Origin of the sequence: Mesorhizobium sp. M1365, from assembly GCF_040317865.1 — a bacterium.
GTDB lineage: Bacteria > Pseudomonadota > Alphaproteobacteria > Rhizobiales > Rhizobiaceae > Mesorhizobium.
On sequence record NZ_JAMYLG010000036.1, the window covers coordinates 30,161 to 51,969 of the forward strand.

General features: G+C 61.1%; 24 protein-coding genes and 4 pseudogenes. 18 read left to right on the forward strand and 10 right to left on the reverse strand.

All coding sequences use genetic code 11. The features are described from left to right. Positions 1-6: 6 nt before the first annotated feature. Entirely contained in the window at positions 7-885 is an 879-nt protein-coding gene (locus tag NKH04_RS26340; RefSeq protein WP_352542770.1) for an ABC transporter permease, read from the forward strand. Positions 886-909: 24 nt separating this feature from the next. Here the strand turns inward: NKH04_RS26340 and NKH04_RS26345 are convergent, their stop codons facing one another. The 3 genes from NKH04_RS26345 to NKH04_RS26355 form a co-directional block, all read right to left on the reverse strand. After that, positions 910-2,301 carry a sensor histidine kinase gene (locus NKH04_RS26345; protein ID WP_352542769.1) on the reverse strand — a complete coding sequence of 464 codons (1,392 nt, stop codon included), beginning with the start codon at positions 2,299-2,301 and terminating at the stop codon, positions 910-912. Next, positions 2,291-2,965, reverse strand: a complete 675-nt coding sequence (locus tag NKH04_RS26350) for a response regulator (protein WP_352542768.1) — start codon at positions 2,963-2,965, stop codon at positions 2,291-2,293. Before NKH04_RS26350 ends, NKH04_RS26345 begins: the two co-directional genes overlap by 11 nt. Before the next feature lie 287 nt (positions 2,966-3,252). Continuing rightward, positions 3,253-3,885 carry a methyltransferase family protein gene (locus NKH04_RS26355; protein ID WP_352923628.1) on the reverse strand — a complete coding sequence of 211 codons (633 nt, stop codon included), beginning with the start codon at positions 3,883-3,885 and terminating at the stop codon, positions 3,253-3,255. A 255-nt stretch (positions 3,886-4,140) separates the two neighbouring features. Between NKH04_RS26355 and NKH04_RS26360 the strand changes: the two genes are divergently transcribed. From NKH04_RS26360 to NKH04_RS26425, 14 genes are all read left to right on the forward strand, one after another. After that, positions 4,141-4,398: a hypothetical protein gene (locus NKH04_RS26360; protein ID WP_353045197.1), complete on the forward strand. Its 258-nt coding sequence runs from the start codon at positions 4,141-4,143 to the stop codon at positions 4,396-4,398. A gap of 39 nt (positions 4,399-4,437) precedes the next feature. Beyond that, positions 4,438-5,232, forward strand: coding sequence for a COG4705 family protein (locus tag NKH04_RS26365; protein ID WP_352542765.1), 795 nt, complete (start codon positions 4,438-4,440; stop codon positions 5,230-5,232). A 111-nt stretch (positions 5,233-5,343) separates the two neighbouring features. Beyond that, the gene (locus tag NKH04_RS26370; protein WP_352542764.1) at positions 5,344-5,853 is read left to right on the forward strand and encodes a cytochrome b; all 510 of its coding nucleotides are present in this window, start codon (positions 5,344-5,346) and stop codon (positions 5,851-5,853) included. A 119-nt stretch (positions 5,854-5,972) separates the two neighbouring features. After that, positions 5,973-6,650 (forward strand): winged helix-turn-helix domain-containing protein, encoded by a 678-nt coding sequence (locus NKH04_RS26375; RefSeq protein ID WP_352542763.1) that lies wholly within the window; start codon positions 5,973-5,975, stop codon positions 6,648-6,650. Positions 6,651-6,691: 41 nt separating this feature from the next. After that, entirely contained in the window at positions 6,692-8,110 is a 1,419-nt protein-coding gene (locus tag NKH04_RS26380; protein ID WP_353023209.1) for a HAMP domain-containing sensor histidine kinase, read from the forward strand. Between the two features lie 145 nt (positions 8,111-8,255). Further along, positions 8,256-8,822, forward strand: a complete 567-nt coding sequence (locus NKH04_RS26385; protein WP_352816322.1) for a hypothetical protein — start codon at positions 8,256-8,258, stop codon at positions 8,820-8,822. A gap of 1 nt (position 8,823) precedes the next feature. After that, a complete protein-coding gene (locus NKH04_RS26390; RefSeq protein ID WP_352816323.1) occupies positions 8,824-9,486 on the forward strand; it encodes an ABC transporter ATP-binding protein in 663 nt (220 codons plus the stop codon). Then, positions 9,479-10,156, forward strand: coding sequence for an ABC transporter ATP-binding protein (locus tag NKH04_RS26395; protein ID WP_352542759.1), 678 nt, complete (start codon positions 9,479-9,481; stop codon positions 10,154-10,156). The genes NKH04_RS26390 and NKH04_RS26395 overlap by 8 nt, the downstream gene beginning before the upstream one ends. Then, positions 10,153-12,807: an ABC transporter permease gene (locus NKH04_RS26400; protein WP_353023208.1), complete on the forward strand. Its 2,655-nt coding sequence runs from the start codon at positions 10,153-10,155 to the stop codon at positions 12,805-12,807. The genes NKH04_RS26395 and NKH04_RS26400 overlap by 4 nt, the downstream gene beginning before the upstream one ends. Before the next feature lie 303 nt (positions 12,808-13,110). Further along, entirely contained in the window at positions 13,111-13,365 is a 255-nt protein-coding gene (locus tag NKH04_RS26405) for a DUF1344 domain-containing protein (RefSeq protein WP_353023206.1), read from the forward strand. Between the two features lie 290 nt (positions 13,366-13,655). Beyond that, a complete protein-coding gene (locus NKH04_RS26410; protein ID WP_353023204.1) occupies positions 13,656-13,883 on the forward strand; it encodes a hypothetical protein in 228 nt (75 codons plus the stop codon). A gap of 118 nt (positions 13,884-14,001) precedes the next feature. Further along, positions 14,002-14,214, forward strand: coding sequence for a DUF982 domain-containing protein (locus NKH04_RS26415; RefSeq protein WP_353045198.1), 213 nt, complete (start codon positions 14,002-14,004; stop codon positions 14,212-14,214). Between the two features lie 461 nt (positions 14,215-14,675). After that, positions 14,676-14,939, forward strand: a complete 264-nt coding sequence (locus NKH04_RS26420; protein WP_352816329.1) for a DUF982 domain-containing protein — start codon at positions 14,676-14,678, stop codon at positions 14,937-14,939. Positions 14,940-15,589: 650 nt separating this feature from the next. Continuing rightward, positions 15,590-16,282 (forward strand): hypothetical protein, encoded by a 693-nt coding sequence (locus NKH04_RS26425; RefSeq protein ID WP_352542754.1) that lies wholly within the window; start codon positions 15,590-15,592, stop codon positions 16,280-16,282. 107 nt (positions 16,283-16,389) lie between these two features. Here NKH04_RS26425 and NKH04_RS26430 read toward each other — a convergent pair whose 3' ends face one another. The 4 genes and pseudogenes from NKH04_RS26430 to NKH04_RS26445 all read right to left on the reverse strand — a co-directional run. After that, positions 16,390-16,842 carry a Csu type fimbrial protein gene (locus NKH04_RS26430; RefSeq protein WP_352816331.1) on the reverse strand — a complete coding sequence of 151 codons (453 nt, stop codon included), beginning with the start codon at positions 16,840-16,842 and terminating at the stop codon, positions 16,390-16,392. A 226-nt stretch (positions 16,843-17,068) separates the two neighbouring features. Further along, a complete protein-coding gene (locus NKH04_RS26435) occupies positions 17,069-17,290 on the reverse strand; it encodes a spore coat protein U domain-containing protein (protein WP_352816333.1) in 222 nt (73 codons plus the stop codon). Between the two features lie 148 nt (positions 17,291-17,438). After that, the gene (locus NKH04_RS26440; RefSeq protein WP_353045199.1) at positions 17,439-18,521 is read right to left on the reverse strand and encodes a sensor histidine kinase; all 1,083 of its coding nucleotides are present in this window, start codon (positions 18,519-18,521) and stop codon (positions 17,439-17,441) included. A 156-nt stretch (positions 18,522-18,677) separates the two neighbouring features. After that, positions 18,678-18,829 (reverse strand): annotated as a pseudogene (locus tag NKH04_RS26445) (EAL domain-containing protein); the annotation flags it as partial. Positions 18,830-18,834: 5 nt separating this feature from the next. Here NKH04_RS26445 and NKH04_RS26450 point away from each other — a divergent pair. Then, positions 18,835-18,972: pseudogene (locus tag NKH04_RS26450) on the forward strand (exopolysaccharide biosynthesis protein); the annotation flags it as partial. Between the two features lie 448 nt (positions 18,973-19,420). Then, positions 19,421-19,594 (forward strand): annotated as a pseudogene (locus tag NKH04_RS26455) (coproporphyrinogen III oxidase); the annotation flags it as partial. A 34-nt stretch (positions 19,595-19,628) separates the two neighbouring features. On the opposite strand, the gene NKH04_RS26460 reads toward NKH04_RS26455, so the two are convergent. The 3 genes and pseudogenes from NKH04_RS26460 to NKH04_RS26470 all read right to left on the reverse strand — a co-directional run bounded on the left by NKH04_RS26460 (position 19,629) and on the right by NKH04_RS26470 (position 21,164). After that, positions 19,629-19,994, reverse strand: coding sequence for a DUF779 domain-containing protein (locus NKH04_RS26460; protein WP_352542776.1), 366 nt, complete (start codon positions 19,992-19,994; stop codon positions 19,629-19,631). Positions 19,995-19,997: 3 nt separating this feature from the next. Beyond that, positions 19,998-20,441, reverse strand: a pseudogene (gene adh, locus NKH04_RS26465) (aldehyde dehydrogenase); the annotation flags it as partial. 468 nt (positions 20,442-20,909) lie between these two features. Continuing rightward, positions 20,910-21,164, reverse strand: coding sequence for a type II toxin-antitoxin system VapB family antitoxin (locus tag NKH04_RS26470; RefSeq protein WP_352507621.1), 255 nt, complete (start codon positions 21,162-21,164; stop codon positions 20,910-20,912). Positions 21,165-21,379: 215 nt separating this feature from the next. Between NKH04_RS26470 and NKH04_RS33280 the strand changes: the two genes are divergently transcribed. Then, positions 21,380-21,646, forward strand: a complete 267-nt coding sequence (locus tag NKH04_RS33280; protein WP_502913450.1) for a Y4oE-related protein — start codon at positions 21,380-21,382, stop codon at positions 21,644-21,646. The last annotated feature ends 163 nt before the right edge of the window (positions 21,647-21,809 follow it).

The window sequence follows — 21,809 nt, forward strand, 5'->3', positions numbered from 1 at the left end:
AACATTATGACTGATGCTGCCATCGACGTCAGCGCCGGAAGCTTCAGGCCAGGAACCTCTGACGCCGAAATCGAAGCCGCCGCCGCAAAGGCGGCGAAGCACCGCCGCCGCACGGTAATCTTCTGGCGGATTGCCATCCTCGTCATCTTCCTGTCCTTGTGGGAAATCGCCGGCCGCCTCGCCTGGATCGATCCGTTCTTCTACGCGATGCCGAGCACGATCGCGGCCAGGCTCTACGAATGGACGACGGAAGGAACGTCGGAAGGACCGCTCTGGTACCATCTCTTTGTCACCATGGAGGAAGCCACTATCGGCTTCGTGACCGGTTCGGTTACCGGCATCATCATCGGCGTCGCGCTTGGCCGCAACCGCATGGCCGCGGATATCTTTTCCATCTACATCAAGGTGATCAATTCCATTCCTCGCGTGGTATTGGCGCCGATCTTCATCATGATCCTGGGCCTGGGGCTGGCCTCGAAAGTGGCGCTCGCCTTCGTCATGGTTTTCTTCGTGGTCTTTCATAACGCCTTCCAGGGCGTGCGCGAAGCCGACCGGGCGATGATCGCCAACGCCCGTATCCTTGGCGCTTCCGACTGGCAATTGACACGCTCGGTGATCGTGCCGTCGGCGATGAGCTGGATCTTCGCCAGCCTGCATGTCAGCTTCGGCTTTGCCATAATCGGCGCCATCGTCGGCGAGTTCGTCGGCTCGCGCTACGGCATCGGCCTGCTTATCAACATCGCCAAGGGCTCCTTTGACGCGGCCGGCATGTATGCCGCGATCGTCATCGTCATGGTGGTGGCGCTCGGTGCGGAATATCTGATGACGATGGTCGAGGACCGGCTGGCGAAATGGCGTCCGCAGCCCCTGCACGAGACGCAATGACCTGAACCAAGTCGGGAAGCTGAATCAGGCTTGGGCTGCCTGGTAGGCGGGCAGCTTGGCTTGGGCGCTCAATCCGGGCAGCGGCTTGCGGTTGGCGAGCGCGATCTCGCCGTCATGCGACGAGACAATCTCGCGCACGATGGCGAGACCCAAGCCGGTGCCTTCGCTGTCCGGTTCGGACCCTCTATAAAAGCGCTCGAACACCTTTTCCTTGTCGCCTTCGGCAATGCCCGGTCCCGTATCTTCCACCTGCAGCACGATCCAGCTCGCATCGCGGCCGATCCTTGCGGTGACCGAGCCGCCTTGTGGGGTGTAGCGCAGGGCGTTGTCGACCACGTTGACGACAAGTTCGCGAAGCAAGGTCGGATGTCCCCACACGATGAGATCATCTCCCTCGGACTCGAATCCGAGGTCGATGTTGCGCGACAGCGCCGCCTGCGCCAACCCCTCGAGAGCATCCCTGGCCACGGCGCTGAAATCGACGCTGGATTTCATCAGCGAAGAGCTACCCTGCTCGGCGCGGGCAAGTGAAAGAAGCTGGTTCGACAGCCGCGCCATGCCATCGACAGACATGTCGACCGCGGCCAGAATTTCATCCTTGGTGCCGATATCGCGTTCGCGCAGGCCGACGCTGACCTGCGTCTTCAACAGCGCCAGCGGCGTCCGCAACTGGTGCGCGGCGTTGGCGACGAAGCGCCTCTGCGTGGCCATCTGGCGCTGGATGCGGTTGAAGGCCTCGTTCAGCGCTTCGACAAGCGGGCGCAATTCGCTCTGGACAGTGTCGGCGGCGAAAGGCTTCAGTTCCGCCGGATCGCGCTCCATCACATCGTTGCGAAGGCGCAGGATCGGCGCCAAGCCACGGCGCAGCCCGAAAACGCCGAGCAGGCCGGCAGCCGCGACGAGCAGCACCTGGTCGCGCAGCGCCTTGAGCCATAGGCCGGTCATCAGCTTGTCGTGCCCCCTCAACGTCTGACCGACCGCCACCATTGCATTGCCCGGGTTCTGCTTGCTGACCATGGGCTGGGCAATGGCAACCGCATGGACAGGCTGGTCGCGAAACGTCGTTTCGAAATAGACCGGATTGAGATCGGCGGGTTGGCCAGGCGGTGCGATGACATCGGGATAGCCGGCAATGACTTGGCCACGTGGTGTCGTCACGCGGTAGACGACGCGGTCGGGCTGATCGGATGCGAACATTTCCAGCGCAGCCGGCGGGATCGGCGCTTCCAGCACGCCGTCGTTTTCGCGAATGTTTTCCGCGATTACCCGAGCCGATGCCAGAAGGGTTCGATCGGTGATCAGATTGGCGGTTTCCTCCGCATTCTTGTAGGTCGTCCACACGTTGAACGAGACGACGGCCGTCAGTGGCACGACGAGCCAGGCGAGCAGTTCACGCTGGAGGCTTCTAGTGGCCATCGTCGATTCGCAGGGCGTAGCCGAGACCGCGAAGAGTGGTGATCGCCATGCCGCTGCCCTCCAGCTTCTTCCTGACGCGGTGAACGCAGATTTCCAGGGCGTTCGGATTTGTCTCGTCGTCGAAGCCGAAGATACTCTCGGCGAGCATAGTCTTCTGGACCGGCCGACCGGCGCGCATGATCAGCGTTTCAAGCACGGCATGTTCGCGAGCGGTCAAATGAAGCGGGCTTTCGCCGAGGGTGAAGGCACGTGCCTGCGTGTCGAAGGCGAGCGTGCCGAACCGCACCATCGGGTCGAAGTTTGCCCGACCACGCCGCAGCTGCGCGCGGACGCGCGCCTCGAATTCATCGACGTTGAACGGTTTGACCAGATAGTCGTCGGCGCCACTGTCGAGGCCACGCACCCGGCTCGATACGGCATCGTTGGCGGTGAGAATGATGACGGGCGTTGTGCTGCCGCGACTTCGCAGCCGCCGCAAGATCTCGATGCCATCAAGATGCGGCAAGGCCAGATCGAGGATGACCAGCGCATAGTCCTGACTGGCGAGTGCGAGGTCGGCATCGTCGCCGCGATAGACGCAGTCGATCACGTAATGATCGCGCCGCAGCAGGCGGGCAAGCCATGTCGACAATTCGCGATTGTCTTCAGCAAGTAAAATACGCATTCAATGCAATCCGTCTCAACGGCCGACAGCCACATCGCGAAAGAGTGCGTCTACAAGGGGGTCCGGCGAAAATGTTTTGGCCAATGTTGGGAGATGGGTTTTTCCGTTGGCCGCCGTCCCGCTAGTGCCCTTCCGGTAAATGACCATCCGATATCGCAAAGTCCCGGTCTGTATTGCGCCAAGTGCCGAAAATCAGTCGATGCTCTTATGTCTTTAGCGAAAACGGTCGCTACTGTCCCAGTTGATAGCGACGAGCGTGGGCGAATGGCAGCAGATTTATGCATTGATCAATAGAGGGTGAACAGTGTCGGCAGGAAGCCGCCATTCCTAAAATGCTCGACCGTTTCGATCACCGGAAAAAGGGCGAGGAAATAAAGCCCGTCATAGAATGTTCGCTTCAAGGCATGCGTTGAGAACTGTCGTTCGGCCTGGTCGGCAAACAACAGCGGGTTCGGCCAGAAGCGCGGCGTTCGCTCCGCATACGCCAGATAAGCGGGGCCAAACTTTCCCAGCAGGAATTCAGCTTCCTTGCGCGCCGTCACCCGAAAAACGACGAAACTGGCTAGGCCAAGTGCCACGGCCACCACGACGGATCCATATATCAGCCCAATGCCCACCGCGCCGATCGTTGAGAAGAAGTAGAGCGGGTTCTGGGTCATCGAAAATGGCCCGGCGGAAATCAACTCTTCGTTCTTTCTGCCGCCGACATAGAGAATGCTCCACAGACGGCCACCGACACAAATGAGGATGAGGAGGCCGCCCAGCAGTTCGACGAACTCGTGTCCGCTCGACCCTTCGCTCAGGAACGGCTTGACAAACAGCAGCAGCGCTATGGCCAGGACGGCCGCTACCTGGAGAACGATGAGGCGCTTGTGCTGGTCGAATGCCTTTGGTGAAGGTTTGAGGGAGGCGTAGGTCATTGGTTTCCCGCGGCTCTGGCAAGTCTATGGGTGGGCCGAAGTGTCGTTGCGCGTAACCAGCTACTCTTTCCGCCGCCTGATGGCGAGGCAATCGACGGGTTTTCTCGAATTCTTACAAAAAAGTAAACCACCGGACAGATGCCGGCGAACTCGCCTCCCTATGGTCGCTGCTGCCGGTAGTCGCTGCTGCCGGTCGACTGGCCAGAGCTTGATCGACACTGCCGGAACCCCGGCGCCAAATAGGGAAGATATCACATGAACAGACTGGTTCTCGCCCTCGCGCTCCGTACAGTTGCCATCGCCAACCCGATTTTATCAGCATCCGCAGCCACGACCCCTTGCGAAACCTCGCTCAAGGATCTGAGGGCAGCAGAAGCAACGGCGAAACTCAGCGATACGGACAAGACCAAGGTTTCCGAGCTGGAGACCAAGGGAATCGAGCGCTGCAACGCCGACGACGACAAGCGCGCCGACGACTTCTTCGCTCAGGCCATGAAAATCCTGGGCAAGTAAGTCGACCCTACCTTCTCCATCAACGACAGGGATACAGCCATGCTCTCGCCAGCCGCCCGATGGGTCGCGCCTGCTCTTAACCGGGTTCCCGATGTCACCGTCGATTTCTGGCTGATCAAGCTCTTGGCGGTGACCATGGGCGAGACGGCGGCCGACTATCTCGCCGTCAATCTCGGCCTCGGGCTCACCGTTACGTCGCTGATCATGACCGGCATCCTGATTGTCGCGCTCATCCTTCAATTCGCGCAGAAACGTTATGTGCCATGGGCCTACTGGCTGGCGGTCGTGCTGATCAGCGTTGTCGGCACGCTGATCACCGACAATCTCGTCGACAATTTCGGGGTGCGGCTTGAAACGACGACGATTGCATTCAGCATCGCGCTCGCCGCAACATTCGCGGTCTGGTACGCCAGCGAGAGGACCCTGTCCATCCACACGATCTTCACCACCAGGCGTGAGATCTTCTACTGGTTGGCGATACTGTTCACCTTCTCGCTGGGCACCGCGGCAGGCGATCTGGTCGCCGAAAAGTTCGACATGGGCTACCTCACCACCGGCCTGTTGTTTGGCGGCGTCATCGCGCTGATCGCCTTTGCCCATTATGTTCTCAAACTGGACGGCATCCTTGCCTTCTGGCTCGCCTACATCCTGACGCGGCCGCTGGGCGCTTCATTCGGCGACCTGCTCTCGCAGCCGGTCGAATATGGCGGCCTAGGCTTTGGCACCACCTTGACCAGCATCCTCTTCCTTGGCTGCATCATCGCCCTGGTTCTCTACATGAGCCTGAAGAAGGACACCGACGAGGCCGACAAAATCCTGCTTGAATCGGAGTAGGAATCAAGCATCTGCACACCCGCCTGACGCGACGAGAACGCGCCAAAACGTCACGGATCCCTGCCGTGGGTTGCTATGGGCAGCTATCGCGCTCACCTCATGGACAGAAGAATGAACTCCAAGAAATCCGGTTATAGCGGCCTCCAAATTAGCCTGCATTGGACGATAGCGGCGCTTGTCCTGTTCCAGCTCCTGTTCGGGGAAAACATGACAACCTATGTCGATGCGGCAGCGGCAGGACGCCGACTGTCAACCTACGAGCAGACCATGGGGTCCGCCCATTACTGGGTCGGCCTGGCGATCCTGTTGCTGGTGTTCGTGCGACTGGCCGTCCGCCTCTTTGTCGGTGCGCCCAAGCCGCAATCGACAATGCCGAAATGGATGGCTTTCGCCTCACGCGCAACGCATGCACTGTTCTACGGCTTTCTCGTCGCTGTTCCTGTTTCCGGGCTTCTGGCCTTTCATCTCTGGGGCTGGATGGGCGATATCCATGCCTGGGCAAAGCCGGTGTTCATCGTCCTGATCTGCATTCATGCCAGTGCGGCACTCTTCCATCATTTTATTCTGAAAGACGCCGTGCTGCGCAGGATGCTTGTTCCTGCGCGCGATCCGGTCGGATGACACTGTGGGCATGTGCAACGACGACGAGCCACCAGGCGCTGGCGGATATTCTAGGAACGGACCGCCGCCGGTGCTAGCATGCCGCACTGACAAAGCCTCGGCAACAGACCGGAACAGAGATGCGACTTCTCCTTGTTGAGGATGACCCACGGACGGCCGACTACGTCGTCAAGGGACTGAGCGAAGCCGGGCATGTCTGCGATCTGCTGCGCAACGGGCATGACGCGCTGTTTGCCGCGACACGCGACGCCTATGACGTGATCATAGCGGATCGGATGATCCCCGGCCTGGACGGCCTGTCGATGATCAAGGCGGTGCGTGCCGCCGGGGTGCGAACGCCGGCGATCTTTTTGACCTCGGTCGGTGGCGTCGATGACCGGGTCGAAGGACTGGAGGCCGGCGGCGACGACTATCTCGTCAAGCCATTCGCCTTTTCCGAGCTGCTCGCCCGCATCAACGCCCTTGGCCGCCGGCCGCCGGCGCAGGAGCAGAAGACCGCATTGCGGGTCGCCGATCTCGAAATGGATCTGATCATGCGCCGCGTCACCAGGCAGGGGCATGTGATCGACCTGCAGCCGCGGGAATTCAGCCTGCTCGAAGTGCTGATGCGTGGCGAAGGCCGCGTCATCACCCGGACCATGCTGCTGGAACGCGTCTGGGATTTCCATTTCGATCCCAAGACGAGCGTCGTCGAAACCCATATCAGCCGGCTGAGGACCAAGATCGACAAGCCGTTCGAAACCCAGCTTATCCATACGGTCCGCAACACCGGCTACAGTCTGCATGCGCCTATCTAGACCATGATCCCAAAAAGTGGGCCCGGTTGTTGGAAAAGATCATGGCCAAACAAGAAGATAGAGTCCCATCCCGTTTCTACCGGGATGGATCGGGCCCCAGCCTGCTGCGCAGCACGCCTTTCCGGCTTGCATTGACCTTCGGCTTCCTGTTCGTGCTTGCCTTTATCCTGTCGGGCGCCATCGTCTATCAGCTGATGAGCGCCGACCTTGCCCAGCGGCTCGACGAATCCATCAAAGAGACCTATTCCGTGGTGGCGGTAACTTATGCCGAAAGCGACCTGGAGGATCTGGTTGCCACGGTCGACAGCCACGCGGCGCTCTCAACCAAGAAAGAGCAGCTGTTCTCGCTGACCGGTCCGGCCGGCAATCATCTTGCCGGCAACTTTACCGCGGCGGACCTTCCCGACGGCTTCTCGATGTTTGAGGCCACCATGCCCGGCGTGCCAGCCGACACCGTCTATAGGGCCTGGTCCGGTTCGGTTGGCGGAAACAGTCTGACGGTCGCTTTCAGCCTTTCCGAGACCGAAGAGCTGGAAAGCATTGTGCTGATGAGCTTCGGCTGGGGAACCCTCATCATCACCGGTCTGGCGGTGGCCGGCGGCGCCTTGCTGGCCTCGCGTGTCCAGCGCCGCCTCGACGGTATCGCCGCCACTATGGTCGATGTGTCGCATGGGCGGCTTGACGCCCGCATTCCCCTGGTTGGCAACGGCGACGATATTGACGGGGTTTCCGCCCAGGTCAACGCTGCGCTCGACCGGCTGTCGGCGCTGGTCGAAGGCATGAAGCAGGTCAGCGCCAACATCGCGCATGATTTGAAGACGCCGCTGAACCGCCTGCAGATGATTTTGGAAGCCGCCGCCGACAAGACCGCTTTGGGCGAAGCGGTTTCCGATGATTTGGCGGACGCGCGGGCGGAAGGGCTCCAGATCAATGAGACGTTCGATGCCTTGCTGCGCATCGCCCAGATCGAGGCTGGAGCGCGCAAGGCGCGCTTCATCGATCTGGACGTCAATGGCGTCGTCGAGAGCATTGCCGAAATCTATGCGGACGTTGCCGAGGATGACGGAAAGTCGCTGACGGCAAAAATCTTTCAAGGCGCACAATGTCAGATCCACGGCGATTGGGAATTGTTGACGCAGATGTTCGCCAATCTGGTGGAGAACGCCTTGCGGCATTGCCCGGCAGGCACCGTCATCGAATTGTCGGTGACCCGGCAGGACGACCGCGTTCTTGCGAAAGTCGGCGACGACGGCCCGGGGATTCCGATTGAGGAGCGTGAAAAAGTATTCCAACGGCTCTACCGGCTCGACAATAGCCGCTCGACGCCCGGCAGCGGCCTTGGGCTTAGCCTGGTGCGCGCCATAGCCGATCTGCACGGCGCATCCATTGCCCTGGAAGACCGCCGTCCAGGCCTCGCGGTCGTCGTCAGTTTTCCGGCTGCAAAACCGTCGGCTGGCTAGGCACTGCCCTCCAAGCTTACCAATCCGTATGAACCAGGCGACATGCCTGCAAGCTTGATGCGCGATAGTGAGTGCATTCGCCGTGCCAACTCGAAAGGCCGCTCAAATGATGTCCGCTCATCGAAAAATCAGCCGGATCCTGCCGATGCTTACTGTCGCGGCATGTCTAGGCGCTGCCGGCGCGCTCATTCCAGGTTTCGGAAATCTGCCGGCGTTGGCGGCCGAGAAGGTCGTCCCCGCGGAAAAGAACCCTCCTGGGGACATTCCCGATACGCAGGTCTTCATCGACTATGCCTCGCCGCAAGGTTTCACCATGAAGGTGCCGGAGGGCTGGGCGCGGTCGGATCATGCCGACGGCGCCAGCTTCGTCGACAAGCTCGACGGCGTCGTTGTCTCCGTGGCGAAGGCGGACGCCGCGCCGACCGTCGACAGCGTCAAGGCGGACTATGTTCCGAAGCTGCAATCCACCGGTCGAGCCATCCGGGTGACGGCGGTCAAGCAGGTCAAGCTGCCGGCGGGGCCGGCAATCCGCATCGTCTACACGTCCAACTCCGAACCGAACGCGGTGACCAACAGGCAGGTCCGCCTGGAAAATGAGCGCTACCTCTATTTCAAGGACGGCAAGCTCGTCACGCTCGAACTCTATGCGCCAAAGGGCGCCGACAATGTCGACCAGTGGCAGTTGATGTCCAACTCGTTGCGGTGGAAGTGAGATGCACGCGCTGGACGCGCACGAACTCTATCGGTTCTATCACATCGGCGACGACGAGACGGCTGCACTGCGCGGTGTAAGTTTTCAGATGTCGCCCGGTGAGATCGTCGCCCTGACCGGGCCGTCCGGCAGCGGCAAGTCCACCTTGCTGGCCTGCGTAACCGGGCTGGACGAGCCGGATGGTGGTCATGTCGAGGTGGCCGGCCTGCGCCTGACCCGACGATCGGAGGCCGAGCGCACGCGCATTCGCACCGCCAATTTCGGCATCCTCCTACAGTCCGGCAACCTGTTTGGCCACCTGAGCGTCGAGCAGAACATCCGTTTGCAGATGCTGCTGGCGGGAAAGCAGGACGAGAAACGAATTGGCGCCCTGCTGGAAAGCGTCGGCCTGTCGCATCGCGGAAATGCATTTCCAACCGAGCTTTCGGGCGGCGAGACGGCGCGCGCCGGCCTTGCCGTGGCGCTGGCCGCGGATCCCCCCATTCTGGTTGCCGATGAGCCGACCGCGGAGGTCGACCGCGACACTGAATCAGGGCTGATCGAGCAGTTCGAGGCCAGACGCGAAGCCGGACTGGTGACGCTGCTCGCAACCCACAGCAAAGCGCTGGCGCAAAGAGCCGACCGGATCATCCGTCTGAGAGACGGGAGGATCGAGGGTGAGTAGGACGCTAGTTGTCGGCAAAGGTCTTGGCCGCGACTTTCATGATGGGAACGCCGGCCGGATCACCGTTTTGCGCGATGTCGACTGCGAGATCGCGGCGGGCGCGCGCATTGCCTTGGTCGGGCCTTCCGGCAGCGGCAAGACAACGCTGCTGCATATTCTTGGCGGGCTGGACAGACCGACGACCGGCACCATTGAATGGCCCGGGCTCGGCCCGTTCGAGGAACTGCGGCCGCGTCAGGTCGGATTCGTGTTCCAGTCGCCCAGCCTGTTTCCCGCCCTTACGGCGGCCCAGAATGTCGGCCTGCCAATGGTGCTGGCCGGCGAAAGCGCCGCGGATGAAACCGCGGCAGCACTGCTGGAATCGTTTGGCCTCGGCGAGCTTGGCGACAAACTGCCGGAGGAATTGTCCGGCGGACAGTCGCAGCGCATTGCCATGGCCCGGGCGCTGGCCACAGGACCGAAACTCGTTCTTGCCGACGAGCCAACCGGGCAGCTCGACAGCCGGACGGCGCAATTCTTCTTCGACGCCGTGCTGGACCGGCTGGAGGACACCGGCGTGGCGCTGGTCGTGGCGACGCATGACGAAGCGGTCGCGGCTCGCATGGCAACGCGCTGGACAATGGATCACGGCCGGCTGGTCACCGGTCGGCCGTGGAACGTCACAGCATGATGCTTTTGCTTTGGCTTCGGGGCATACTCGCCCGTCGTTTCGTTCGTATCGCCGGCTCGATGGCGGGCGTCGCGCTCAGCGTAGCGCTTCTCGCGGCGATGGCGCTTTTTCTCGCCAGCGCCAGCTCCTCTATGACGGCTCGCGCCATATCGGCCGTGCCGATCGACTGGCAGGTCCAGGTGATTTCCGGTGCCGATCCGGACTTGATCGGTAAGGCGGTGAGCGAAGCCACGCCGGTCAAGGCCGTTTACCAGGTCCGCTATGCGGATGTCGCCGGTTTCGAGGCCCAGACCGGCGGCACCACGCAGACCACCGGACCGGGACGGGTCATCGCCTTCGATAGCGGCTATTCCCGGGCCTTTCCGGCCGAAGTCCGGCCGCTTTCCGGCAAGACCGACGGTGTTCTCATTGCCCAGCAGACGGCGGCCAACCTACATGTCGGCCCCGGCGACACGGTGTCGATCAAGCGAATCGGGCTGCCCCCGGCAGAAGTGAAAGTTGCCGGCGTGATCGACCTTCCCGACGCCGATTCGCTGTTCCAGGCGGTAGGCCTGCCGCCCCAGGCTGCTCCGCAGGCGCCGCCTGACAATGTGCTTGTGCTGTCACGGCAGGACTGGCAGCAATTGTTCGACCCGCAGCAGAAAATGCGCCCCGACACCACCAGGCTGCAATGGCATGTTCGGCTCGCCCATGAGGCGCTGCCCACCGATCCTGTCACGGCCTATACATTCGTCACCAGTGCAAAGCGCAACCTCGAGGCGCGGACCGTGGGTCAGGCTCTGGTCGCCGACAATCTCGGCTCCCGCCTCGGAGCAGTCCGCGAGGACGCACTTTACGCCTCCGTGCTGTTCCTGTTTCTCGGGCTGCCCGGCATTGCGCTGGCCATTGCGCTCACCTTTGCGGTCACATCGTCCGGTGCGGCGCGCCGGCGGATGGAGCAGGCGCTGCTGCGCGTCCGCGGCGCCACGACAAGGACAATCCTGTCCCTGTCGGCAGCCGAGGCCGCGATCGCCGCTGTCGGCGGAACCGCGCTTGGCATAGCCGCGGCGTTGCTCTTCGGCCGCATCGCTTCGGGCCAGCATGTAACGGCGAGCACGAGCGGTCCGACACTGCTTCTTGTCGCCTTGTTCGGGCTGCTCGTCGGTTTCGTCGCCTTTCTGTTTCCTGCCTGGCGTGACGCGCGCTGGGCGACTGTCAGTGCCGCGCGGCGTGCCGTCAGCCGCTCGGGGACGCCGGTCTGGCAGCGCCTATGGCTGGACATGCTTTTGCTCGCGGCAGCCGGGCTCTTCTTTTGGCAGTCGGCGAGCACCGGATACCAGATCGTGCTGGCACCCGAAGGCGTCGCCGCAACCTCGGTGGACTACAAGGCGTTCATCGCACCGGCGCTGTTCTGGCTGGGCATGGCGCTGCTGACCGTGCGGCTGTCGGGCACTATCATCGCGCGCAACGGCGCGGGCCTTCGGGCGATCATCGCGCCAGTCGCCGGGCCTCTCGCGAACGTCGTATCGGCGGCGCTGTCTCGGCAATCGGGACGCCTGACCGTCGGCATCGCCATGACCGCGCTGGCGATCTCCTTCGCCACGTCGACCGCGATCTTCAACACCACCTACAACGCACAGGCGCGCATCGACGCGGAATTGACCAATGGTTCCGACGTCACCGTCTTCGGCACATCGGGCAGGCCGGCCGGGACACATCTGGCAGCGCTGGCCGCACTGCCCGAGGCGGCAGCGGCAGAGCCCATGCAGCACCGTTTCGCCTATGTCGGCGCCGACCTGCAGGATCTCTATGGCATCGACCCCATGCGCATCGAACGCGCAACGAGCCTTTCCGATGCCTATTTCAGCGGCGCCAGCGCGGCCAGCATGCTCGACCAGCTCACCCTGACTCCCAACGGTGTTCTGGTGTCGGAAGAGACCGTGCAAGACTTCCAGCTCCAGCAAGGCGATACGATCAATCTTCGGCTCATGGATGCAAAGGATCACCAGTACCATCCCATCGCCTTCAGGTTCATTGGTGTTGTGCGTGAGTTTCCGACCGCGCCGAAGGACTCCTTCCTCGTCGCCAACGCCGCCTACGTGGGCCGCATGACCGGGTCGGATGCATCCGAATACGTCCTGATGCGGGCAAAGGCCGATCCGTCAGCGCTGGCACGACAGGCCGTTTCGGTGCTTTCCTTCGATCCGTCGCTGAAGGTTGCCGACATCGCACAAGCCGCTCATCTCATCGGCTCGAGCCTGACGGCGGTCGACCTCGGCGGGCTGACCACGATCGAACTGGGGTTTTCTGTTGTCATGGCGGCTGCCGCCGCCGGCCTGATGCTGGCATTGGGGTTCATCGAGCGCCGCAGGAACTTCGCCATACTGAGCGCCATCGGCGCCAAGCCCCGGCAATTGGCGGCCTTCCTGTGGGGCGAAGGCCTCCTCATCCTCGTCGGTGGTTTCGCATTCGGTCTGCTGTCGGGGTTCCTGACGGCGTGGATGCTGGTGAAGCTGTTGACTGGCGTGTTCGACCCTCCGCCCGAGGCGCTGTCGATCCCCTGGGGTTATCTTGGGGTCGTGCTCGGCCTTGTCGCCGCTTCGGTCGTCGCCGCCGTCCTGTCGGCCAGGCCTTCGTCCGGACGAGACGCCGAGCACCTGCGCGATTTCTAGAGCAATTCCAGGAAAAGTGTGAAACGGTTTTTCCGTCCGGAATTGCGTCAAAACAAAGAGATAGAGGGATGTCGCGCAAAGGGCTGCCCTCGGGCTTGACCTCAGGGGTGCGCAGCGGCGGGCTTACCTATTTGTAAAGTAGCGGCCATCCTGTCGCAAACTCCGCCGCCTAAGCTCGATCCATCTTCTCTCGAATGAGAGAAATGATCCGGCAAGCCCTACCGCTCCGGATCGTCACCGTTGCCGCTCAGGGCCTAACGGGCCCTTTCGGCATCGCAACGAAACCAAACGGCAAAAACGAACATGAAAAAATCAGTTATCGCAACCGCAATTGTACTGGCCCTTGCATCCTCGACCGGTGCCTTCGCCAAGGCAACCACCGGCACGATCGCAAGCGTCGACAAGAGTGGCGACTCGATCACGCTGTCCGACGGCAAGACGTTCATCTTGCCGGAAGGGATCGAGGCCGAGACGCTCAAGGTCGGTGAAAAGGTCGTTGTCACCTACTCGATCAAGGCCGGCAAGCTGGCGGTTTCGAGCATTCATCAGGCCAAATAAACCAGCAAAACGAGGACCGAGCGCGGGAGCGCGCCTGTGTGGATGCCATAAGAGGCAAGGTGTCCCCACAGCAGGCCCGGTGACGCGTTGGAGGAGGCAGCAAAGGAGGAGGGCAGGCTCTTTCCCTGATTAGCAGGTCGGGGGCTCTTCGCGCGAGCCAGTTATCCGATCCCCGCTCAGAAATTCTGCCAAACGTTCCGCCCCTTTACTTCGTACGATCGGAACATTGATTTTTTTGTGGGACCTACAGAATAGCGGCTTGGGTTTCTCGCTGAGGTGGGAGGCCTGGTATGAACATTTGGACGAACTGCCGACCCAGCAAAATGACTGCCCACGAGCTTGGTGAAGAGCTGATCTTACAAGCCCGTCGGGGCCAAATCGTCTCCGTCAATGACACTATTGCGGCGGTGCGCCGCGACGGGCCACATCTGGTGGTAAGTGACTGCGAGCTGGTCGCTCTTATTGTTGATGTTGCACCAGCCTTTGGCCTGTTCGTCGCGTTCGATCTTCGGGAATAGCCGCATGGCTCTCCCTGGTTGCCCCCACGTCAGAACCAATACTCCCGACCGGAAGCTGGCCGCATAGCAAGTCCGTCCCTAGGTTCCGCCTATGGCAATCCTTTGGTTCTCACCTCCGGTGTACGTCAAGACGGAGCATGACGGCTTCCGCTACGGGGTCCACCACGTTCAGGCTGCGGCCGAGGAACTCGTCTTGTGGACCAAGCGTGGTAAGTGGCAAAAGGCGGAGCGCGCCTGTATGGATGCCATCAGCGGCAAGGTGTCTCCACAGCAGGCCCGTGACGCGTTCGAGGAAGCTGCCAAGGAGGAGGGCATGATCTTTCCTGAATAGGAGTTCTCATGGCTCGCCACTGGTTCAACCCTCCGGTCCCCGTCAAGACCGGGCGTCCAGGGGAAATCCGCAACGTCAACAACGCCGAGACAGCCGGCGAGGAGCTGATGAAGTGGACCAAGCGTGGCCCTTGCTGGGACCTCGCAGTTGCGCGTTTGCCACGCCGTGATATTCGACGAGATGGAGCCTGAGGAGTGCTGCAAGGCGTTCCTGGCCGCTGCCATGGAGGAGGGGACATTACTCTCCCAATGACAACTAGCTAACTTGAACTGCGGTAAACGTTCTCTGGCCAACACCGCCTTCGCGAAAGGAGTCCGCCGCCCGTGAGAAAGGCGACGGACCCGAACAGCGGCTGCACATCACGAAGAATCCCGCTGCAACCCCTAAACCCGCGAGGGGCCTACATCGTTCCCTTACAACCTGGGTTGATCGGCAGGCTGGTTCCGCTTTAAGTTTCCTCTATGTCTCGCCATTGGTTCTCCCCTCCGGTCTACGTCAGGACCGACCACCCAGGTGTCCGCGTCGCGATCAGCCGCGTCGAGGGTGCGGCCGAGGAACTCATGAAGTGGACTAACCGGGGACATCGGTGGAACGTTGCGGTACGTATCTGCACGGCCGCGCTGGCCGATAAGGTGTCACCTCAAGTGGCTGGTAAGGCATTCCCGGCTGCTGCAAAAGAGGAGGGGGCGTTACTCCCCCCAATGGCAACCAGCGGACTGTTCTAACCAAGAGGCCCGTCGCCCATGAGAAAGGCGACGGGCCCCAACAGCGGCTGCACATCCAAGAGAAGAACCGAGCGCTGCGAGTTCTAAACCCGCGAGGGCCTACATCGTTCCCTATAACCTGCGTTGGTCGGCAGGCCTGTGCCGCTCTAAGTTCCCCCCATGGCAACCCATTGGTTCTCCCCTCCGGTGTACGTCAGGACCGACGGACCTGGCATCCGGTACGGGGTTAGCCATGTCGAGGGTGCCGCCGAGGAACTCATGAAGTGGACCAAGAGGGGACCGAAGTGGACGCTGGCGGTGCAGTCCTGCAGGAGGCCGCCAAGGAGGAGGGCGTGCTCGTTCTGGAGTAGGAAGCCGCGTGGCACTGTTATCCTCTTCGTAAGGAGGTCGATTGTGCCCGCCGTTCTCGACACTTGCGCCTCTGCGCGTGACACCCCTCATGTGAACTTCATCGCCGAATACGAAAGAGCCTGGGCCGAGAATGTACTCGCTCCATTCATTTCAAATTGTTTCAGAATATTTTTCTAATCGTAAGTGACAATCTCAAAGATAGTTCCGGGTTAGCAATCCACTAACTCTCTGAGCTCGTTATCGCTGAAGTAGCGGGCATTGAAACTGCTACTATGAGGCAAGTATCAAAGGAGAGTGTCATGGCAAATTTCGTCAAGAGTTTCGCCACAGCTTTAGCCGGTGGTGCACTTGTTTTATCTCTATCATTTCCTTCCAGTGCGGCGGGAATTAACGTCGGTGCCGGCGCATCAATTGGCGGCCCAGGCGGCATCAACGCTGGTCTCGGCGCTTCGATCGGCGGTAGTGGCGGCATCAGAGCGGGAGCCGGCGCCTCGATCGGTGGGCGCGGCGGAGTGAATGCCGGCGCTGGTGCTAACATAGGCGGCAGCAGGGGCATTACCGCCGGTGCCGGCGCTAATATTGGCGGCAGGAGTGGTGTCACTGCCGGTGCTGGCGCCAACATAGGTGGCACGAACGGCGTGACCGCTGGGGCAGGCGCTAATATAGGCGGCAGGAGTGGTGTCACTGCCGGCGCAGGCGCAAATGTAGGTGGCGCGGGCGGCGTTACAGCGGGGGTCGGCGCCAACGTTGGTGGCACAGGTGGTGTCGGCGTTGGCGTTGGTGGCGGTGCCGTTCCCGGCACCCCTGGGACTCCCGGAACGCCGGGGACACCTGGAACGCCAGGGACGCCCGGCACCCCGCCGAGCGTTGTTGCTCAGCTGTCCAGCAGCCAGCTGATTCGCATGAAGAAGCGCTGCGCCGACGTGCTCAGCAGCGAAGGCACGTATGACAGCGATCTGCGTCAGCTTTGCATGCTGATCGCGCGCCGCTGAGGAGAGTGCGCCGTTAACGGGAGCGTCGAATCGGCCGTGAGGCTTTGACAACACTCTCCTGGCCTCGCGGCCGGCCCGTCACCCGCAAGGTGGCGGGCTTCTCTTGGTCAGGATCGCAGCGCTGCGGGGCTATCCACCACGCACACCCGTCCATAGATTCGGCACGTTGAGGCGCCGACAGGGTCGTCTTGGGTCATTTCGCAAGACATGGTACCGGGCATGTTCAGTAAGTGATCGTCACCACCACAGTGTGTCGCCTGCGGCGGCACCCGTCCATAGACGGTCAGGTTTTGGGTCGCACCGTCTCCGGTCCCCGGCACCGTGCTTCCCGGGGTCGATGCATCACCCCATGGCTGCAACCGCGCGACATCCTTAAATAGGCCATAGGTGACTGTTTCCGCGCCTTTCGACATTTTGCGCGCTGTTGGCGTGGAGCCGGTGGTGCCTCCATTCAAGGAGACAGTACAGGCGGTAGCCGGCGTGCACGTGACCGACACCTGCCCCGTCGCGTCGACATTTGCGCCTAGCGTTCCCACAGATCCAAAATCGATGTTCTGCATGGCGACCAGGCAGTTGGCCGGTACGATAGCCGTTACGCTAAAGCTTGGCCGCGAGATCGCGCCCGTTCCCGTGCTGCACGAACTGGAAGAAGTATACCGGTAGCGAAATTCGACATTGCTACCGGAGAAAGCCGAGAGATAGCTTCCAGGGGCGCCGTTGGTTGGCTGCCAAGGACTGCGCCGTATATGGTTGCGGCCCCTCCGCCGGTTCCAAATGCGTTCAACGTCAACTCAAATGCCGGCGCACCAGCCGGGAACCCCAGAAGTAAGAGCCCCAGACGACACTACGGGCTGAGTCCGAATAAAGCTGATAGTTGAGAACGTTCGAACCACTCAGCAGGCGCTCGAAACTGACCTTGTCGACGGGCGCGCTGGCTCTGAATAAATGACGCGAAAGCTCCTCCACAAGCTGTCTGATCCAACAGGGCTGCCGCGGAACGGCTCTCACCGCGAAGGCAAAAACCGCAAGCTGAAGGACCCGCTCCCCTGACGTTAGCGGCCGTCAGCGATCGAAGAAGGCGCGTCGAAATCTGCGGGCAAGAGTCTTGGAATTCGCTCTCCAGCCACCAGCGCGGTTCGTCTGGACAAGGTCCGATCTACGGAGCGGCGGCGGCGGACCGCCTGAACAGGATAGTTACCTTCGTGCCCTCATTCGGGCTGGAGCTCACATGGAATTGCGCATTGGCGTTTTCGATAAGCGAGCGCGCGATTAGCGCACCGAGCTTGCCATGCCTGGGCCATGTCTCGCTTGCTGGCAGGCCGATGCCGTCATCGGCAACGACCACACGACACCCGTCACCTTCAACGGTGCTGTGCAGAGTGATCGTGCCGCCTTCGCGTCCTTGAAAAGCATGCTTCAGTGCATTGGTCAGCAGTTCATTCACAACCAGTCCCGCCGGCATGGCGACATTGATCGAAACCGGGTACGAGTCCACGCTCATATCAAGCCGGATACCTTCGGTAGCATGCGACGTCATGACTGCCGAGGCGATCTGACCGAGATAGACGCCTAGATCGACCTCGTCCTTTGGTTCGCCGCCGGAAAGTGCTTGGTAGAGCATCGCGAGGGCATTGACGCGGCCTGCCAGGCGGTCGAAACGCTTTTGGTCAGGCTCTACCGCATTTCGAGCTTCCATTCGGATCAGGGCGGTAATCATTTGCAAATTGTTCTTTACCCTGTGCTGTAGTTCGCGCAGCTGAACGTCTTTTTCACGGATACGCTCCTCGGTCTGGCGGGTGTCAGTCTCGCTGTGGGCCGAAACGTCGACAAGGGCAACGAGGCGAAAACAGACTTTGCCATTGTCTTCCTGAATGAGATTCGAATAGACGTCCACGATAGCGGGCTCATCCTCGCCGCGGTGAAGCCGAAACGTCCCGACGAAATCTGTCTCGTCCGCGAGCGCCTCGGTCAGCGACTGGTCCGCCGGCTCATTGAGACCGCTGGCGGAAAGGACCGCCCAATCCTCCCGAGCAAGCTCTTCCGCCTTTACACCCGACAGCTTCTCGAATTCGGGATTGGCGTAGACCACACGTTCGTCGCCTCGCAAGTCCGACACTGCGATCGCAATCGGCACTTGATCGAGAAATTTTCTGAACTGTTCGTTTTCCAAAGCATTGGCGAGGTCCGGTACGTCGAGTAGTTGTTCAACGGACTCGGGATTCTCGGGGTCGCTATTCATCGTATGCTGCCGTCCTACAGTCTGGCGAGACAATATCAGCGATGCGGACGCCACGCCATCGCTGAGCGCCGCGTCTCCAAGTAGCGGATGAAATATCTGACGAACGATTGATTGCACGCCCGCACGCTCGCCTGTGCCGCAGACTTCTGCGCCAGACGCGAGTGAAGCATACCCCGTCCCAAAATCATCCATGGCAATCTTGACACCAAACGACTTTAGCCGACGAAGAACAACGCAGTAGTCCGGTCGCGGATCAGAACCCCTTCAGTGATTTCGAGTTCCAACCGCCCTGGCGAGAGGCCCGTTTCGCCAAACCGGCATCGGCTTCACAATCCTATTTCTGGCCATTCCGGCGCTGACGCCGATCCCGGGGCCGTTCGGCGTGGTTTTCGGCAGCGGGCTCGCGCTGGCCTCGCTCCAGATCGTTGCGGGCAGCCGGAGGGTCGCGCTGCTCCATAGGAGCCGAGGCTTGTCGGGGATCATGCGCTTCGGCACCTGGCCCTGCTTCTTCAGTGTCAGCAAGCGGGTCGGGTTGGATGAATTCGCCGGCCGCGCAGACGCTCGCCACGTCTTGCCGAAGTGGACGAGGTGAGGTCGACTGAAGCGCTTTGTCGGGCGCGGCAAATAGAGGCGATCAGGGCAAATCGTGACGCATACTGGGTGGATGATACGGAGCCGAGCTGCCCTTGTGCCCGGCTCCTCCGGCTTTGACGGGAACCTACGCAGCGTCACGTGTTAGTTGCCGACGTCGCCGCTCCGGAGCCGCTTCACGCACAAAGCGCGAAGGACCAGAGCGGCATCGGCGTAAGTGATCGCCTTTTCGCCGCCGAAAACCGGTGTATTGCCGACAACCTCTAGGACATCGCCCTCGATGCGCCAAGGAAGAATATCGGTGCGCAGCCGGCCAAAGACTTCTCGTCCGAGCGAGTTCCACGGCCCTCCAAGATCCTGCGCGGTTGCTTGAACTTGATGGTGACCGCTTCGTCGTGCCTGCGGAAAGCCGGCCCTTTGTCAGGAGCATCGCGACAAAGTTCGACAAATATTTCGAAACCGGCAAGGCGGGCGTTCGGTAGCGGTCTGAGCATCGGCTGCAGTCGGATGGGAAGGCTACGTCCCGATCTGAACAGCGCAGATCTTCGACCGTGTCAGGAATCGCTTCTCCCGTCCGTTATCGAGGCAGAACATGCCGCCGCGGCCAGGCACTACGTCGATGATGAGGTCGGTGTGCTTCCAGACCTCGAATTGCGAAGCCCCGATATAGAAGGGCGCGTCGCCGATGTGGCCGAGCAACACATCCTGATCGCCGACGATGAAGCCAGCACGCGGATAGCACATCGGCGAAGACCCGTCGCAGCAGCCGCCGGATTGGTGGAACAGCACTGGTCCGTGCTCGGCAACAATTTCCGCGATCAGTTCAGGGGCTTCCGGCGTCGCCGTAACTTTTTTGCATGCATAGTCTAATCCGGTTTCCAGTCATCTTCTCAACTGCTCGGACGAGGCCTGGGCGCCAATCATCGTCGCCGGATCGAGCGGATCGCCCTGTACGATCGCCTCGACGCGCTTCAGCGCGCGTTCCATGAACGTATCGTAGATCGATTCATGGATGAGCGCGCGGCTCGGGCAGGTACAGACCTCGCCCTGGTTTAGCGCAAACATGACGAAGCCTTCGATCGCCTTGTCGAAGAAATCGTCGTCCTCGGCGACAACATCCTTGAAGAAGATGTTTGGCGATTTGCCGCCCAATTCCAGTGTTACGGGGATAAGGTTCTGGCTGGCATATTGCATGATCAGCCGGCCCGTCGTGGTCTCGCCGGTAAAGGCGATCTTGGCAATGCGCGGCGACGACGCGAGTGGCTTGCCCGCCTCGAGACCAAAGCCGTTGACGATGTTGAGCACGCCCGGCGGCAGCAGATCGCCAATACACACAGCGCGCTCTGGGGGCGCGTTCCGGCTATGGCTTTTTTTCCGCGGAAAGGGCCGTTGTGCTTTGTGGCAGGATCTTCACTTCGGTTTCGCGCAAGAGCCCGTCGAGCGTCAGCAGCGGCGCGCGCATTGTCATGGCATAGGCGTAGTGAAAGCAATCGAAATTGCTGAGGTAGCGTTGCCAATTCCGTGTTTTTCGGCAACCGCGACGGCATAGGACAGTACTCGCAGCGGCGATCCTGGCTCGCGAAGCGCGATTCTTCTGCTTCCAGCCATTTGACCACGACCGCCTCGGCGGCGCTGTACGGGCAATTCACCTGGTCCGGCCGGGATAGAACAATAATCGCCTCCCACGCGGCGAGCGTCGATGTGAAGGGGGAGGGCGCTTCCAGAAGGCGGCTTCATAGCTATCGGCCGTGTCCTCGCCAGCCATCATCGACACGATGGCACAGGCATCCACGAACATTATTCGTCGCCCTGCAGATCGTGATCCAGGTCGTGATAGGCTTCTTGTGGGACCGGCTTTCGATCAGGTTGGAAAGACAGGCCATGTTTTGCCAGAATCTTCTGTGCGGTCTCGCGCGGCCGCTCCTTTTGCATCCGGTTTCGGATTGTCTCACGGAGAGCGGATATCACCGCTTCGGTGATATTGGTGCGGTCGAGGCGGGCAAGCTCCCGCGCCAATTTGTCGGCCTCGTCGTTTCGGATGTTCAAGGTCATATGTGTAGCTCCAATCGCGTATCCACCATTACGCTATCGTGTAGCTTTTTTCAGTGCTCGGTCGCTACGGCGCGGGGCGGCGTAATATTCGACGCTGCGGACATAGTAAATTCGTTTCAGCCGGCGCACCGTCATTGCCTGCCGTTGCTCGGCCGAAGGATGTTCGCAGCTGATGACGACCGTATCTTGTGGCGGGCACGTCTCACCATCGGGCGGTGAGCGATCCCAATCTGTTGGATGCCTTCAACCGCGATGCCGCCGTGCAGAAACGGACCGTGCCTGAAGCTGCAGAGGCAGCGACAGCCCTGTGGGGAAAGACAGCCGCAACCGCAATCGCCTGGTGCGCCGTGTCGGCGTATTGCAATGGGCGGATACGGGAGTACCGGTTCTGGTTTCGGGTATTCGCCTATCTTCAAGCGGGTTCGCCCGTTGCCGAAGTGGGAGCAGAGTCGGAGAAGGTTCGTCCAGGCTTTTCCCGATAGGGAAATCATGTTCGACGAGGGAACTGCCTGCTTGTCGAGAGAACGCCGGACCGAAGTCAGCCCGTCAAGGCCAGAGCCGCATCGCTGTGGCGCGTGCCGCGCCAGCCTTGACCGGAAGTTTCCGGCACGGCGGACGCTTGGGACGCAGGCAAACTCCGGTACG

Bases quoted from the DNA above. Each gene is read 5' to 3' on its own strand.
- NKH04_RS26420 (WP_352816329.1), top strand. From the start codon at position 14,676: ATGTCTCGCCATTGGTTCTCCCCTCCGGTCTACGTCAGGACCGACCAC.
- NKH04_RS26345 (WP_352542769.1), bottom strand. From the start codon at position 2,301: ATGGCCACTAGAAGCCTCCAGCGTGAACTGCTCGCCTGGCTCGTCGTG.
- NKH04_RS26340 (WP_352542770.1), top strand. From the start codon at position 7: ATGACTGATGCTGCCATCGACGTCAGCGCCGGAAGCTTCAGGCCAGGA.
- NKH04_RS26390 (WP_352816323.1), top strand. From the start codon at position 8,824: ATGCACGCGCTGGACGCGCACGAACTCTATCGGTTCTATCACATCGGC.
- NKH04_RS26350 (WP_352542768.1), bottom strand. From the start codon at position 2,965: ATGCGTATTTTACTTGCTGAAGACAATCGCGAATTGTCGACATGGCTT.
- NKH04_RS26380 (WP_353023209.1), top strand. From the start codon at position 6,692: ATGGCCAAACAAGAAGATAGAGTCCCATCCCGTTTCTACCGGGATGGA.
- NKH04_RS26400 (WP_353023208.1), top strand. From the start codon at position 10,153: ATGATGCTTTTGCTTTGGCTTCGGGGCATACTCGCCCGTCGTTTCGTT.
- NKH04_RS26365 (WP_352542765.1), top strand. From the start codon at position 4,438: ATGCTCTCGCCAGCCGCCCGATGGGTCGCGCCTGCTCTTAACCGGGTT.
- NKH04_RS26360 (WP_353045197.1), top strand. From the start codon at position 4,141: ATGAACAGACTGGTTCTCGCCCTCGCGCTCCGTACAGTTGCCATCGCC.
- NKH04_RS26440 (WP_353045199.1), bottom strand. From the start codon at position 18,521: ATGAATAGCGACCCCGAGAATCCCGAGTCCGTTGAACAACTACTCGAC.
- NKH04_RS26410 (WP_353023204.1), top strand. From the start codon at position 13,656: ATGAACATTTGGACGAACTGCCGACCCAGCAAAATGACTGCCCACGAG.
- NKH04_RS26355 (WP_352923628.1), bottom strand. From the start codon at position 3,885: ATGACCTACGCCTCCCTCAAACCTTCACCAAAGGCATTCGACCAGCAC.
- NKH04_RS26470 (WP_352507621.1), bottom strand. From the start codon at position 21,164: ATGACCTTGAACATCCGAAACGACGAGGCCGACAAATTGGCGCGGGAG.
- NKH04_RS26430 (WP_352816331.1), bottom strand. From the start codon at position 16,842: ATGCAGAACATCGATTTTGGATCTGTGGGAACGCTAGGCGCAAATGTC.
- NKH04_RS26405 (WP_353023206.1), top strand. From the start codon at position 13,111: ATGAAAAAATCAGTTATCGCAACCGCAATTGTACTGGCCCTTGCATCC.
- NKH04_RS26375 (WP_352542763.1), top strand. From the start codon at position 5,973: ATGCGACTTCTCCTTGTTGAGGATGACCCACGGACGGCCGACTACGTC.
- NKH04_RS26370 (WP_352542764.1), top strand. From the start codon at position 5,344: ATGAACTCCAAGAAATCCGGTTATAGCGGCCTCCAAATTAGCCTGCAT.
- NKH04_RS26385 (WP_352816322.1), top strand. From the start codon at position 8,256: ATGCTTACTGTCGCGGCATGTCTAGGCGCTGCCGGCGCGCTCATTCCA.
- NKH04_RS26425 (WP_352542754.1), top strand. From the start codon at position 15,590: ATGGCAAATTTCGTCAAGAGTTTCGCCACAGCTTTAGCCGGTGGTGCA.